This is a genomic window from Bradyrhizobium nivariense (genome assembly GCF_029846695.2).
In the GTDB taxonomy this organism is placed as follows: domain Bacteria; phylum Pseudomonadota; class Alphaproteobacteria; order Rhizobiales; family Xanthobacteraceae; genus Bradyrhizobium.
Window position 1 is genome coordinate 1 of record NZ_JARWCR020000182.1, and the last position, 1,360, is coordinate 1,360.

General features: G+C 62.9%; 1 protein-coding gene. It reads left to right on the forward strand.

Going from position 1 to position 1,360, the window contains the following annotated elements; translation table 11 throughout:
- The first annotated feature begins 58 nt into the window (after positions 1-58).
- Entirely contained in the window at positions 59-1,264 is a 1,206-nt protein-coding gene (locus QCM77_RS45815) for an IS4 family transposase (RefSeq protein WP_279669553.1), read from the forward strand.
- Positions 1,265-1,360 lie beyond the last annotated feature (96 nt).

A 1,360-nucleotide genomic window follows, 5' to 3' on the forward strand; every position in this document is an offset into this window, starting at 1 on the left:
TCATTCGCGCTAGGTTTAGCTCTGGACACAAAGAATCTCGATATGATTCAAGCTTGGGATGAAGATTCGTCCTGAGATTTTGGATCATTGGCCGGAGGTGAGTGCGCAGCTTCCGGCGGGTTTTGACGTGGAAGCAACCGCGCGATCGCGCGGGGCGTTCACGCGGGCGCGGGAGATCAAGAGTGCCGAGACGCTGTTGCGGCTGGCACTTGCCTATGGCGGTCTCGGCATGTCGCTGCGCGAAACCTGCGCATGGGCGGAGGCCGGCGGGATCGTCAGTTTGTCCGATCCATCACTGCTCGAGCGGCTGTGCAAAGCCGCGCCTTGGCTCGGCGACATCGTGGCGGCGCTGATTGCCGAGCAGGCCAAAGTTCCGGCCGGACGCTGGGCCGGGTATCGCTTGCGTGCCCTCGACGGAACATCGATCTGCGAGCCGGGAGCTGACCGCACGACGTGGCGGCTGCATGTCGGGTACGATTTGGCAAATGGGCAGGTCGATCAGCTCGAATTGACGGACGGGCGTGGCGCCGAGCATCTGCAGCGCCTGACTTACGTACCCGGCGATGTCGTGCTGGCGGATCGCTACTATGCAAGGCCGCGCGACCTGCGGCCGGTGATCGATGCCGGTGCGGACTTCATCGTGCGAACCGGCTGGAACTCGTTGCGCCTGTTGCAGGCCAACGGTGAGCCCCTTGATCTGTTTGCCGCGCTCGCCGCTCAGGCTGAACAGGAAGGCGAGATGCGAGTCCGTGTCCATGAAGGTACGACAGAGAGCCCATCATCGGAGCCGCTGATCTTGCGCCTCGTTGTCCGACGCAAGGAGCCGGAACAGGCGGAAGCCGAGCGCAAGCGCCTGCTCAAGGACGCCAAGAAGCGCGGAAAGCAGCCCGATCCGCGCAGTCTGGAGGCTGCGAAGTACATCCTTCTTCTGACCTCGCTACCAGCCGATACCTTCCCGCCGGCCGATATCCTCGCCCTCTATCGCTTCCGCTGGCAAATCGAGCTGGCGTTCAAGCGGTTCAAGAGCCTGGCCGGTCTCGACATGCTGCCGGCCAAGAAGCCAGAACTTGCGCGGGCCTGGATCTACGCCAGACTGATCGTTGCCATCATCGCCGAACAGATCGCCGGGCAAGTCCCGGACTCTTCCCCCTCTGGGCACGGCGACGCCACCGGCAAGCCCATCGCGATGGCGTCTTATGAAGATCGCTCTGGCCATCATTTGCGCCGCCATTCGTGGACCACTTCTGTGGCAGGCTGTCCGTAATCTCTTCAGCCGAACCCGCCGCCACCTCTGCGAACCACCGCGACGGCGCCAAAAACAACACGACAATCTCCGCGCACGACTAACCTAGCGCAGATG

Bases quoted from the DNA above. Each gene is read 5' to 3' on its own strand.
- QCM77_RS45815 (WP_279669553.1), top strand. From the start codon at position 59: ATGAAGATTCGTCCTGAGATTTTGGATCATTGGCCGGAGGTGAGTGCG.